Raw genomic sequence first — 13,530 nt, forward strand, 5'->3', positions numbered from 1 at the left:
ATCGCACGGCGGCCGCGCCGGACGGGTCGCTCCATCCTCGGGCCGCTCATGGTCTTACCCCTCCGCCCGCTCCTCCTCGCCGCGCTCCTGGCCGGCGGCCTCGCCGCGCCGGCCGACGCCGCCACCGGCAAGGCGTTCGCGCCGATCCCGGCCGCGACCCTGGCGCTGATGCAGGCGCGTGGCACCACGGCCCAGGCCCCGGTGCTGTTTCGCGCCTACAAGAAGGAGAGCGAGATCGAGGTGTGGAAGCGCGCCGCGTCGGGCCGCTTCGTCCACGTGAAGACCTTCCCGATCTGCCGCTGGTCGGGCCAGCTCGGGCCCAAGCGCAAGACCGGCGACCGCCAGACCCCGGAGGGGTTCTACACGGTGCCCCAGCGCCAGATGAACCCGAATTCGAGCTACTACCTCTCCTTCGACGTCGGCTATCCCAACGCCTACGACCGCGCCCACGGCTCCACCGGCTCGGCCGTGATGGTCCACGGCGTGTGCTCGTCCATGGGGTGCTTCGCCATGACGGACGCCGTGGTGGGCGAGATCTACGCCATCGCCCGCGAGGCCTTCGCCGGGGGCCAGGCGGCGTTCCAGTTCCAGTCCTACCCGTTCCGGATGACGGCCCAGAACATGGCCCGCCACCGCACCGACCCGAACATCGATTTCTGGCGCCAGCTCAAGATCGGGTCCGACCGGTTCGAGGCCCTGGGCGAGGAGCCCGCGGTGAGCGTGGTCGCGGGCCGCTACAGTTTCGCCCCGGACCGGGACCCCGTCCGCGAGGCCCGCGTCGCCGCCCACCGGAGCGAGGAGGAGGCGCGCATCGCCCAGGCCGTGGAGGACGGGAGTGCGGCCGTGCGCACCACCTATTCCGATGGCGGGCAGCACGCGTTCTGGGCGGCGCACGCCGCGCGGGGCGGGTCGCTCGGCGAGGTCAGCCGGCCCGAGGCTCTGGCCTATGCCGGCCAGGAGGTGGTGGTGATCCCGGCGCGCCCCCGCGTGCAGGTGGCCGAGGCCGTCTGGTCGCGCTGGCTCGGCCCGGCCCTGCGCACCGCCTTCGCGCGCTCGGCCAACCTGTCGCGGCCGGCCGACACGGCGCGGTTCGGGCCGCTGCTCACCGCCTACGCCGACACCCTGCCGCGCATGGTGCGGGCGAGCCTCGCCGGCACCCTGCCGATGCCCGAGGGGCTCGCAAGCCAAAACATCCCGGGCCAAAAGATCGCGGGTCAGGCGATCCCGGACCAGGCGCTCTCGCGCCGGGGGGGGCCGGGCGACAACGCCCCGGGTTCCACCGGTCCCGAGCGCCTCGCCCGGCGCTGACGGCCGTCGTGACCATGTGCGAACCCGCACATCGGTCCCCCGAGGGGCTGCTTACCTCAGACTCGTTTCAACGCAATCCTGGCACACTATCGGCCGCCACCCCGCGCGACGACACGGTCGCGCAGGCCGGCGAGGGGCCCTGAGGCCCAGGCAGATCAGGGCAATTGGTTAAGACGATGACACTCTCGAACGGGTCACACGCGCAGGACGGGTTCGCCCAATCCGACGACGGCCGGGCCCGACCGGACGACAGCCTCACCCTGCGCTTCTGGGGCGTGCGCGGGTCCACCCCGGTCAGCGGGCCGGACTACGTCGAGTTCGGCGGCAGCACGCCGTGCCTGGAGATCCGCTGCGGGACGCGGCTGTTCCTCCTCGATGCGGGCTCGGGCCTCAACGCCTGCGGCCGGCACCACCGGGACGGCCTGCCCCGCGACATCGACCTCCTGTTCAGCCACCTGCACATCGACCACACCGCCGGGCTGCCGTTCTTCAAGCCGGTGGTGCTCGATCCGGAGCGCACCATCAACACCTGGTGCGGCAACCTCGACGGGCAGAGCGCCGGCCCCGCCCTCGACCGGCTGTTCGCGCCGCCCCTGTTTCCCGTCAGCCTCGACATCCTGCCGTGCCGCCTCGCCCATCACGGCTTCCGGGCCGGCGAGACCCTGACCTTCGCCGACGGCGCGCGGGTCGACACCATCCTGCTCAACCATCCGCAAGGGTCGGTGGGCTACCGCTTCGACCATGCCGGCCGGCGCCTGTGCGTGATCAGCGACATCGAGCATTCCGATCCCTGGCCCGACCCGGCCCTGCGGGACTTCGTGCGCGGCGCCGACCTCATGGTCTACGACGGCATGTTCACCGAGGGCGAGTATCCGGTGTGCCGGGGCTGGGGCCACTCGACCTGGCAGAAGGGCATGGAGCTCGCCCGCGCCGCCGGCGTCGAGGCGATGGCGATCATCCACCTCCATCCCTGCCACACCGACGAGACCCTGCGCCGGATGGAGGCCGAGATGCAGGCGGCGATGCCCACGAGCTTCATCGCCCGCGAGCGCCAGGAAATCGTCCTCCCGGCCCGCCCGGCGCTCGGCCACGCCCGCCCGCACCCGGCCGCCGCCGCCCTGGCGGCCCCTTAGGGTCTCTCCCGAAGCGCCGCCGGGCCGTGGGCGCTCCAGGCGAGACCCGGCGGCGGTCGGGCGTTTCGTGAGGCCCTCCCAGGGCCGCCGGCCCGTCCCGTCCGACCCGGATTCCCCCCGCTTGCGCCCGCCGATCCCTTTGCCCGCAAAACTTGTCCGGAAGGGGTTGCCAGCCGGAAACGGAGCTTCTAAACACCGGCTCGCGGCCGGCACGTCTCTCTCCAGAGACCCACCGGCCCGGCACGCGCCCGTAGCTCAGCTGGATAGAGCACCAGACTACGAATCTGGGGGTCAGAGGTTCGAATCCTTTCGGGCGCGCCAATTATCTTCGAACGATTACAAGGAGTTGGCGTTGTGCCTGCTCCTTTTTTCGTTTGGGGCTGCTTATCGAAATTGCGGAATTGTAAGCACATAGAAAGCAGGCCTTTGCCTTAAGCGCTTTTGGGGATGCGACAGGCTGCCTTCAGGGGGATGTCGTGGTTGTATAAAAGCCACACCATTTCCGTCGCCCATAAAACGCAACCCCATGTTGCCCCTTTGCGTCGACAGACCGATTCGCGAGATCAAACTACTTTTCGTAGCAAAGCTGCGATTGCGGATGCGCAACCCGCATAGCACTGTGACCAAAGGAACTGGGGGAAACGCTACGTCTGGGCGCTAGCCGCACCGAGACTCTTTAGCGATTCCGTCTCAGAAAATTTTTGGGGTCGCAATCATGGTCCGTGAAGCTCTAAGGCAGCGGTTTACGTCTCTGCTCGCTGAGCTCGGCGGGAGCGCCGGAAACGGTCGCATGCTTGCCGAATTGGGCTGGCAGGATGAAACCTACTGGAGCGTGCATGAATCCCTGGTTGCGGACGGGACAATCCTAAAGGGTCGCGGTCGAGGCGGTTCAGTGCGCTTCGCTGATGAAAGCATGTCCGTGAAAGAGGCAGCAGTTGATGCGGACGCCGACCCTATCGAACCGAGCTCTGATGACCTGGGGCTGATATCAACACCGAAGCCTTCCCGTAGCCCGACGAAGGAAGCTACAAAAGCCGATTACCGCGCAACCTTGTGGGCTGCGGCTGACAAGCTCCGGGGCAATATGGACGCAGCGGAGTATAAGCATGTTGCGTTAGGACTAATCTTTCTCAAGTACATTTCAGATCGATTCGACGAGCGCCGCGCTGAGGTCTTTGACGACCCCGAGACGCCACACGATCTTGCCGAGGAACTAGCAGAAGACAAGGATTGGTACACTGCAGAGAGCGTATTTTGGGTTCCCTTGAAGGCTCGATGGGGATTCCTAAAGTCAAACGCCACCAGTGTTGAGCCAACGATTGGCGCCCTCATAGATCAAGCCATGCTGGATCTTGAGGCAGAGAACGCGACTCTCAAGGGCGTACTTACCAAAAACTACGCTCGACCTGAGCTAAATCAAACCAAGTTAGGTGAAGTAATCAAGCTTTTTTCAGACCTAACATTTCAAGATGAACATAATGGTTTAGATGTACTAGGGCGAGTTTATGAGTATTTTTTAGGACAGTTTGCAATTGCCGAGGGAAAACGGGGCGGGCAATTTTACACAGCCGGATCCGTTGTAGAGCTGCTCGTAGAGATGCTGCAGCCATTTAAAGGTCGTGTGTATGATCCATGCTGTGGATCTGGTGGAATGTTTGTGCAGTCTGAGCGCTTTGTTGAGGCCCACAACGGAGAGCGCAACGACGTATCAATTTTCGGCCAAGAATCGAACCCAACCACATGGCGCCTTGCCAAGATGAACCTCGCGATCCGCGGTATCGAAGCAAATTTGGGTTCCAAATGGGCAGACAGCTTTCATGACGACCTTCATCCTGGCCTCAAGGCAGATTTCATACTTGCGAATCCGCCTTTTAATGACAGCGACTGGGGAGGAGATAAGCTGCGGTCGGGAGAACGGTGGGAGTACGGAGAACCGCCTGCGGGAAACGCAAACTTCGCGTGGGTTCAACATTTTGTTCATCACTTAGCACCGCACGGTACTGCCGGATTTGTCCTAGCTAACGGCTCATTATCGAGTCAGCAATCTGGCGAAGGTGACATCAGACAAAATATCATAAATGCAGATCTAGTCGACTGCGTAGTAAGCCTTCCAGGACAGCTATTTTTTACAACTCAAATACCCGTGTGTTTATGGTTTCTGACCAGAGACAAGTCAAATGGACTTGTACGAAATAAAAAGCTTCGCAATCGCCGGCAAGAAACCCTTTTCATCGACGCACGCAAAATTGGCACTATGCAGACTCGAACATTGAAAGTTCTTACGGAGATAGACATCAGCGAGATTGCTGGTGCTTATCATACTTGGCGGGAAGCCGACGGCAGGTACACGGACAAGCCGGGTTTCTCAAAGTCTGCAACTACGGAAGAGATTGCAGCTCAGGGTTACTTGCTTACACCCAGTAGATACGTTGGTACGGCTGAAGCTGAAGGTGAAACTGAGTCTTTTGCGGATCGAATGGCAAAGCTCACGATGACCCTGCGTGAGCAGATGGTTGAGAGTGTTCGGATCGACGAAAAGATTCGCGGAGCGCTCAGCGAGGTTGGATACAGTGTTTGATCAAGAAAATAAGGCTACGCGAACCGGAGGCCGAGCTGCAACCACGGGCGTTATCAAGGGACGCTATGCCCTATCTGTTGGGCATCCTGGGACACCGTCTCCGTCTGGTTGGTCGTGGACCCTTCTCACAGATGTCGCGAGGTTAGAGACAGGGCACACCCCAAGCAGAAGGCGGCCTGAGTGGTGGGGAGGTGACATCCCATGGATTGGGATCCGCGACGCCACTGGCAATCACGGCCGAACGATTTTTGAGACAGCGGAAAATACCAACGCGCAAGGTATAGCAAATTCCTCAGCGAGAGTCTTACCTGCTCAGACCGTATGCCTGTCACGAACGGCGTCAGTTGGGTACGTCATCGTCATGGGGAGATCGATGGCCACAAGCCAGGACTTCGTAAACTGGGTATGCACAAAATCCCTTGATTATAGATTTTTAAAGTACGTTCTGATTGCTGAGAGAGAGGCTCTACTGTCGTATGCCAGCGGGACAACTCACCAAACGATCTATTTTCCAGAGGTGAAAGCATTTTATGTCTGCTTGCCTCCCATTCAGGAACAAGCTCGGATCGCAGTAATATTGAATGTACTTGATGACAAGATAGAGCTTAATCAGCGCATAGCATCTAATCTGGAGTCTGTCGCACGCGAGACCTATCAGAATTGGTTTGTCCAGTTTAATCCAGTGCATGCAAGGGCGACGGGCAGCTCATCGGGGTTATCCGACAGCCTCGCCTCCTTGTTCCCGAAGAGCTTCGGTGACGAAGGCCTCCCGACAGGCTGGATTAAAAAGCCCCTCGCGGACACATTTCGACTTACGATGGGGCAATCTCCCCCTGGATCGACTTACAATGAGACCGGAAAAGGTATGCCGTTCTACCAAGGTCGAACAGATTTTGGCGCTCGATATCCGACTCGCCGTGTTTACTGCACAGCACCTCTGCGAACGGCGTACCCTGGTGACACACTCGTCAGCGTACGTGCACCTGTCGGCGACATCAACATGGCCGAAGACGAGTGCTGCTTAGGCCGCGGAGTTGCGGCCGTGCGCCATAACAGCGGATCGAGCAGTTACACGTTTTACAGTGTAACGGCCTTGCGACCACAGATCGCATCATTCGACAACGATGGGACTGTATTTGGGGCTATCAACAGAAAACAATTTGAGGCGCTGCTTCTTGTTGACCCCGGAGAGGCCTGCATTTCAGCATTCGACAAATTCGCTCGCCCGCTGGAGCAGCGGATACGTCTTGCTTTCCAGCAGATTGAAACTCTCTCTGCCTTAAGAAACACCCTTCTCCCCTCTCTAGTTTCCGGTAAGTTGCGGATTGCCGAGGCCGAAAAAATTGTGTCGGCTGCCTGATGCCTTTTGCGCTTCAAATGCTCCGTACCCTCATGGAAACTCATCCTGACAGGGCAGCCTCACTGCGGCGTCACGTAGAGGCTTTGGAGGCAACCATCAGCCTTGAACCACAGCTTTGTCTTCATAGGGTACGGACACTCTTTGAAGCAGTTCACGAGACAATAGCGCCTCAACTAGGTATAGATCTTAGTGACGCAATAGAGTTTCCGACTCGTAACAGCCGCATCATCAAGGCTCTAGACTTTTCTGTCCCGAATCACCCGGAGTCAGGTAAGATCAATTCTGCTATCTCTAAGCTGCTCGGCTCGATCGACGGCACTGCAGCTGCTCTAGCCGAGTTGAGCAATATACCAAATCTACGTCATGGTGGGTCTCTGGACTGGGGAACGTTGGAACGACAGCACGCCATAATGCTCGGTGGTCTTTGCGATACGCTAGTGGCATTTTTATTTGATGTAGCGTGGAGCCGCGAAGCAATCTTGATAAAAAGTTCTACTGCCAAGACATATGGAGACTTCCAAACTTTCAATGATTATCTCGATGATGAATATGCGCCTCCATTAATCGCAGGCTCCACGTTCATGCCAAGTAAAATTCTCTTCGAGCTTGACGCTACTTTGTACGATACCGCTCGCGCAGAGTGGTTGGCGGAGCAGCAATCACCATTTTCTAATGATCAGGAAGCTGTTGCATGACCGAGAATCCGTCCGGTTTAACAGCAAGGCCATTTGGCCTTCAAGAAGAAGCTGTCGAGTTGGCGGCTCTGTCCTGGTTCGAACTATTAGGCTGGAAAACTGTGCCAGGGATACATCTCGCCCCCGGCGGTCTAATGGGTGCACGTACCAGTTATAAGCAAACGATTCTTGAACCAGAGCTACGTAGTGCATTAGCAACCCTTAATCCCACTGCGACTCCTGCCTCAATCAACGCAGCGATCCGTAGCATAGTCGCGGTGTCCAGCCAGGACATTACCGAAAATAACCGTTCCTTCCATTCGATGCTTGCTTCCGGTGTACCTGTCGAGACAAATCAAGCGGGTGAGTCTCGTACGATTGGTCTACGTCTGCTGGACCGAGAAGATCCTAAAGCTAATCGCCTACTTGTTGCAAATCAGTTCATTGTCGAAGGCGAGCACGAGAACATTCGTGCAGATATCGTCGTATTTGTGAACGGCCTACCTCTTGGTTTATTGGAACTTAAAAGTCCTATTGACGTGCAGGCGACACTATCGAAAGCTTTCATTCAGCTGCAAAATTACCGGAACAAAGTCCCGGAATTGCTGCGTTTTAATGAAATTCTTGTAATCACAGATGGAATTGGGGCACGAATTGGCTCGATCACGTCTGGACAAGATCGCTTTGCACCGTGGCGCACTATTGACGGGTCAGGAATTGATGACACGGGACGTTCAGAACTTGAGGTGATGATTCGCGGTGTATTTGAACCTGAGCGGTTCTTGGACTTCATCGTAGACTACATCGCATTTGAGGTTATCGACGGTGTTATTAAGTCAAAGAAGCTAGCTGGATACCATCAGTTCCACGCCGTTCGGAAGGCTTTAAAATCTACAAAAGAAGCCGCTCTGGAAGACGGAAGAGGCAAAGGCGGCGTGATCTGGCATACACAAGGGTCTGGCAAATCTCTTACAATGCTGTTCTTCGTCAGACAATTGCAGATATCCAAGTCTCTCAAGAACCCGACTATTCTGCTTGTCACAGACCGTAATGACCTCGACGAACAACTATCGGGCACATTCCATGCTCATAGCTCCGCGCTTCGAGGCACCCCTGTACAGGCGGAAAATGCGGAACACATGCGCCGGCTTCTGCGGGTCGACATTGGCGGACTCGTGTTTTCAACGATCCAACTGTTTCGAGGTGAAGGCGGTGAGCACCCGCTCCTGACACAACGAAGCAACGTGGTCGTGATCGTCGATGAAGCTCACCGTACCCAATATGGCTTCAAACGGCGCTTTGTGACTAAGGAAGACGGTATCAGAGAGCAGGTTGGCTTTGCAGAATATCTAAGGCAAGCTCTGCCAAATGCAACCTTTGTTGGATTTACAGGGACCCCTATTGCTTTAGGTAACCGCAACACGGAAGGTGTTTTTGGATCTGTCGTAGATACATACGATATGACCCAGGCCGTGATCGACAAGGCGACGGTTCCGATCCACTATACTGCACGTTTAGTTAAACTTCATCTGCGTCTCACGGAAGAAGAGCGAGACGATTTGGATGCCCTCGGTGAGGAAATATCCGACGGAGACTTCGAGGCTTCCGAACGTGCCAAGGGCAAGCTCGCACGGTTTGACGAGATTGTTGGAGCTCCACATCGCATTGAGGAAATTGCTACAGACATCGTGGAGCACTTTGACCGCCGCCGCGAGGCGTTGGCTGGCGGCAAGGGTATGATCGTAGCAATTAGTCGGAAAGTAGCGGCTCGCCTTTATGCACGCATCTCGCAGCTTAGACCTGACTGGGTGTCTAAGGATCCGACAGATGATAAATCGGGCAAATTGAAGGTAGTAATCACTGGCCGGGGAAACGATGAGCCTGAGGAGTTGCAGGTCCATCTCCGCACAAAGAAGCGGCTAACTGACTTAGCTGAACGCTTTAAGAAGCCAGATTCCGGCTTCGATCTGGTTATCGTACGGGATATGTGGCTGACAGGCTTCGATGCACCATCCCTGCATACCCTTTACGTCGACAAGTCGATGCGTGGTCACGGCCTGATGCAAGCAATCGCGCGCGTGAACCGCGTCTGGGGTGACAAGCCAGGCGGCCTGATTGTCGACTATATCGGAATTGGCGCGGAGCTGAAGGCCGCGCTTGCCCACTACAAACCACATGACCGTAAGCAGGTGGAGGTCGATCCTGACGAACCGGTGCGCCAGACACTCCTCTGGCTCGAAAGCTCTCAGGCCTTTCTGAGGGACACCCCGTGGCAAAAATTCTTCTCTGCCGACCCAGGCATGCGTCTAACAATCCTAAAGCAATGCCTCGAGCATATTCTCGAAACAGAGAAGCGAGAGGATTTTTTGGATGCAGCAATGAAGCTAGAGGTAGCTTATGCTCTCAGCGCTGGCGACGAGCGACTGACGGCGAGGAGCGGTGAGATTGGATTGATTGCCGCCCTCCGTGCCAATTTGATGAAGTACACAGCCGGTACTGGTCGGAGTCGCGACGCTGTGGAGCGCGATATTCGTCAGCTTCTCTCGCGCGCAGTGATGGCCGACGGCGTATTGGACGTGTTTAAATCGGCAGGACTTGAGCAGCCAGATCTATCAATTCTTTCAGATGAATTCTTGGCTGATGTGCGTCAAACAAAGGAAAAAAATCTTGCAATAGAGACATTGCGCCGTCTTATCGCAGGGGAAATCAAGGCACGCACCCGCTCTAACATTGTAGAGGCGTTAAAACTTAGCGATCGACTGGACAATACGTTACGAGGATACCACAACCGAGCAGTCGATAGTGTTCAAGTGCTTGAAGAGCTGATAGAGCTTGCAAAATTTATGAGTGCAGCTCGCACTCGTGGCGTCGAACTAGGGCTCAAACCAGACGAGGTGGCATTCTATGATGCGCTGGCGGAAAACGGCTCTGCTCGTGAAATGATGGAGCATGAGCAACTACGAGTTCTAGCGCAGTTGCTTGTCCAAACAATCCGGAGATCTGCTACTATAGATTGGACTCAGAAAGAAGGCGTTCGCGCTAAAATGCGTATTGAAATAAGAAAATTACTCTCGAAATATGGATATCCCCCGGACCTTCAACGCGCCGCCGTTGACTTGGTCGTTCGACAAGCTGAGACTTTGGCGACAGGGTTGCACTGAGGCCGTTTTGATACGGATTCAAATCGCGCAATCATCGTAATGTGGTTTTTTTGGAGAGTTTCTTCTTATGGACGCAAAAGATCATCCGGTCATATCGGTTTTAGGTGATCAGCGGCGTTTCATGGTGCCAATTTATCAGCGTCAGTATAGCTGGCGAGAGCCACGGCTCGCCCCCTTTTGGGACGATGTGGTTGCGAAGGCAGAGGAGGTAGTGGGAGGAAAGCCGAAGTTCAGTCACTACATGGGGGCTTTGATCCTTGCTCCCGGCGGGGATGGCTTCACAATTGGCTCTACCCCTCGCGTCCAGGTCGTCGACGGACAACAGAGGCTCACGACCTTTCAGCTATTCCTTGCCGCGCTACGGGAGGTCGGTGAGCGGCTAGGAAAGCCAGAGCTGAGCGCTATGGTCCATAACTACCTCTACGTCCCGACCATGTACGGGGACAAGGAGGCAGATTCAAAGTTCCGGCTCGTCCCCACTCCCGAGGATAAGCCCGTCTTCCATCTCATCGTGGAGGGTGGGCTTGAGGGGGTCCGTGCGAAGCACCCAACTTGGTTCTATCAAAATGGCAATCTGATTAAAGGTTCCGCGCCAAACGCTGTTCGCGCACTCGATTTCTTTATCGGTCGAATCGAAACGTACGTGCGTTTTGGCCTTCTCGACGATGATGAGCAACCGGCGTCCGCTGAGGATGAAGGCGAGGAAGCTCCTCATCACAGGCTTCAAGCTCTTCTCCAGGCGCTCCTCAATCATCTGAAGCTTGTCGTGATCACGCTATCGGAGAACGACGACGCCCAAGTAATTTTTGAGACGCTGAACAGCCAAGCCGAGCCGCTGCTCGCTATGGATCTTGTACGGAATAACATTTTTCATCGGGCCACTTCGCAGGGCGAGTCTGTAGAGGCGTTGTTCGAAGCCAAGTGGCGGCCGTTCGATGAAGACCGCCTGTTCTGGAAAGCGGATTCACCTCGCGCCAAGCCGAAGCGTCCCAGGATCGATCATTTCCTCAGTCATGCTCTCACAGCTCAAACCGGTGAAGAGACATCACTTCGGGAACTCTACGCTGAGTATCGCGCGTTTACTCGGCCGAAGGGTAAGCCTCGTTTCGCAACCGTTGAAGAGGAGCTGGATGCCCTTGTTATCTACTCGCCGATTTATCGGACTCTTGAAACTGGTGGCGGTGACGAGGTATTGAACCGGCTTGGATCGAAACTCAATCTATGGGAGGTTTCGACAGCTTACCCATTAGTATTTCGAATTGCAGTGGCGAATGTTGATCCCGATGAAAAGCTGAAGATTTACAATCTGATATATTCATATCTCGTCCGGCGAGCAATTTGTGGGCTGACCCCAAAAGGGCTGAATAAGACTTTCGCGCGGCTCATACAAAGCGTCATGAGCGATGGTGTTTCGGTGGAAACCATAGCAAGAGCCTTTTCCACACAGCGAAGCGATACCGTACGTTTCCCGGCAGACCGTGAATTCCGTGACGCAATTCGTTCCAAGCCAGTATATGAAATGATAAAAAGAAAAGAGCGGTTGGCTGATATACTTTGGGAGCTGGAATGTGCGTCGCGAACCAAGTATTCGGTTTATTCATCTAAGCCGGAAAATATGTCGGTTGAGCACGTGTTGCCGCAAACTTGGTCCACCCACTGGCCATTGAACGGTAATAAAATGATTCCTGCTGACAAAGTTAGTGGTCTCGACGAGGATACCTTAGCAGAAATCAGGGCTAGGGATTACGCCCTTCAGACACTAGGAAACCTCACGCTAATCACAGTCCCTGGTAATACAAGTGCCTCAAACAAAGCTTTTGCTGAGAAAAAGATTTGGTTAAAGCAGAGTTTGTTAGCGCTCAACTTGTCGATAATTGCGCGAGACGAGTGGGATGAGGCGGCAATTGTTCAGCGGGCTGATGAACTGGGTTCTTTGGCGATCATGCTTTGGCCCGCCCCACCCCAACACGTAGAATCGGTTGAGACCACGCAGATCGGCGGTTAAATTGAGGGCGATAGGTTGTCTCCAAACTTCCATCTAAATTCGAGGGTGCGCTGAAGCCAAAAACTATCAGGGTACGTCGGTAGTAGATTGTGTGGATGCTTTCCGGTAAGCACGTACCATGTAGTCTAATAAGTTCAGAATGCTGCTGGGCTGCGCTCTAAGTTAGACGCCGCCTCGTCTTCATAAGCCTCCATGAGCGCGGTAACATAAGGGGAGCGGTGCTGAATGAAACAAGCGCCGAACCGTAGAAGATGCCGGGCTGTCTCAGGGCGGTTCGGTACGGCCACCTTGACAGCCAAGGCGTTGCTAATTTGGTCCAGCGGTTGAATAAGTTCTTCCTCAATGCTGATCGCTACGGAGCGCCTCCCGGGAGCTGGTTCATTATTCATCATTTAAGGGCGTCTCTCTGTTGCTAGCTTTTTATGCCTGCCACGGAATGATTGGACGTGATTGAAGGCAGTCGGTACGGGTTCTTCTCAGTCGTCTCGGCTGCCTGGATCGGAACCGCCGTGAACGACGATGCCCCTAAGAGCCGGCAGATCGCCGTCCGTATCGCTGAGTCTGTCTCGCCCACGGAGGGGACTGCCTTGAAGGCGGGGGCGGAACGTCTCCTTTCGATCAAGGCGGGCGATGGCACACCGGCTTCGAAGGCGAGACAGGCGGTTGCGGCCACACTGAACGCCAAAACGATATGGCCCGCTGTGAAGGTCATTGCCCGACAGACGCGCCGGATCGCGTGGGATGAACGCAAACCAGGGACTCGGGTGCTGTTCGGCGGTTTTGCAGTCGGTGCGGCTCTGTTCGGCGGCCAAGGTGCCGGGATTGCTGCTCTTGGGTCCGCAATCGGCGTTCCTTTGTGAGTCGTGTTCGGTGCCGGGGCATCCTTCCTTGCAATTCTCCTTGAGGAGTTGCGGGGTAGAGACAAAAAGTTGGCCTCAGGGACACCAACAGCGGCCGATAGCGAAAACCCTATACAGATAGCCAAAACTCCCTAAAGCCCACTGCGGACGGTCCTCTGTGCTGTGGCGGGGTATGCTGCGCCACAAAGCAAACCCCTGACGCTCAATGCCCCTCATCCGCCCACGAACGAGGCGTGATCGTCTCCGCTAGGATCACGTCAACGGCCGCCGCAGCCGTGCTTTCGTCCTCGTCTTCGGCAGGCAGGACGATCGTAATTACCCACCCCCGTAATCTCGGGGTTCAGGCGCCGACGGTTTTGAGGATGGTGCCGAAGGAGCTGCTGCCTGTGAGGCGCGCGGTATCGACGACGGTGCGGATGGCAGCTTCGCCCTCGGCGGCCCACATCGCGCG

The 13,530-nt window shown here is 56.5% G+C and carries 8 protein-coding genes and 1 tRNA gene; all 9 read left to right on the forward strand.

The window, feature by feature from the left end; genetic code table 11:
* Positions 1 to 48: 48 nt before the first annotated feature.
* Complete coding sequence (locus MKK49_RS10490; RefSeq protein WP_244028195.1) at positions 49 to 1,308, forward strand: murein L,D-transpeptidase family protein; 1,260 nt, start codon at positions 49 to 51, stop codon at positions 1,306 to 1,308.
* Between the two features lie 176 nt (positions 1,309 to 1,484).
* Complete coding sequence (locus tag MKK49_RS10495) at positions 1,485 to 2,441, forward strand: MBL fold metallo-hydrolase (RefSeq protein ID WP_244028197.1); 957 nt, start codon at positions 1,485 to 1,487, stop codon at positions 2,439 to 2,441.
* 244 nt (positions 2,442 to 2,685) lie between these two features.
* Positions 2,686 to 2,762, forward strand: a tRNA-Arg gene (locus MKK49_RS10500).
* Between the two features lie 469 nt (positions 2,763 to 3,231).
* On the forward strand, positions 3,232 to 5,019 hold the full coding sequence (locus MKK49_RS10505; protein ID WP_244028198.1) for a type I restriction-modification system subunit M: 1,788 nt from the start codon (positions 3,232 to 3,234) through the stop codon (positions 5,017 to 5,019).
* A complete protein-coding gene (locus MKK49_RS10510) occupies positions 5,012 to 6,379 on the forward strand; it encodes a restriction endonuclease subunit S (protein WP_244028205.1) in 1,368 nt (455 codons plus the stop codon). Before MKK49_RS10505 ends, MKK49_RS10510 begins: the two co-directional genes overlap by 8 nt.
* Positions 6,380 to 6,396: 17 nt before the next feature.
* On the forward strand, positions 6,397 to 7,074 hold the full coding sequence (locus tag MKK49_RS10515; RefSeq protein WP_244028199.1) for an abortive infection family protein: 678 nt from the start codon (positions 6,397 to 6,399) through the stop codon (positions 7,072 to 7,074).
* A complete protein-coding gene (locus tag MKK49_RS10520; RefSeq protein WP_244028200.1) occupies positions 7,071 to 10,214 on the forward strand; it encodes a type I restriction endonuclease subunit R in 3,144 nt (1,047 codons plus the stop codon). The genes MKK49_RS10515 and MKK49_RS10520 overlap by 4 nt, the downstream gene beginning before the upstream one ends.
* A gap of 67 nt (positions 10,215 to 10,281) precedes the next feature.
* Positions 10,282 to 12,219 carry a DUF262 domain-containing protein gene (locus tag MKK49_RS10525; RefSeq protein ID WP_244028201.1) on the forward strand — a complete coding sequence of 646 codons (1,938 nt, stop codon included), beginning with the start codon at positions 10,282 to 10,284 and terminating at the stop codon, positions 12,217 to 12,219.
* Between the two features lie 509 nt (positions 12,220 to 12,728).
* Positions 12,729 to 13,079 (forward strand): hypothetical protein, encoded by a 351-nt coding sequence (locus tag MKK49_RS10530; protein WP_244028202.1) that lies wholly within the window; start codon positions 12,729 to 12,731, stop codon positions 13,077 to 13,079.
* Positions 13,080 to 13,530: the final 451 nt, after the last annotated feature.

It is taken from the genome of Methylobacterium sp. J-090, assembly GCF_022829345.1.
Taxonomy (GTDB): Bacteria; Pseudomonadota; Alphaproteobacteria; order Rhizobiales; family Beijerinckiaceae; genus Methylobacterium.